A 236-nucleotide genomic window follows, 5' to 3' on the forward strand; every position below is an offset into this window, starting at 1 on the left:
GCCACAGCCGTCTGGTTTTGCGTCGACGACGGCGTCAGCGTGTTGATCGCTGCGACGTTCGCGCCGAAGTTGCCGAGTTCGCCCGAAGCGTGCTGGTACACGCCTTCCAGGTACACGTCGGTGCGCTTGCTCAGCGAGTAGTCGCCTTGCAGCGAAACCGTGTGCCACTTCGGCGAGCCGTCGCCGTTCGAACCCGAAACCTTGCCGTCCGTGAACGTGTACGCAGCTGCCAGGCT

The 236-nt window shown here is 64.0% G+C and carries 1 pseudogene; it reads right to left on the reverse strand.

What is annotated here, in order from left to right:
• Positions 1 to 236 (reverse strand): annotated as a pseudogene (locus tag SB753_RS41290) (porin); the annotation flags it as partial.

It is taken from the genome of Paraburkholderia sp. SIMBA_053 (assembly GCF_046534895.1).
GTDB lineage: Bacteria > Pseudomonadota > Gammaproteobacteria > Burkholderiales > Burkholderiaceae > Paraburkholderia > Paraburkholderia caledonica.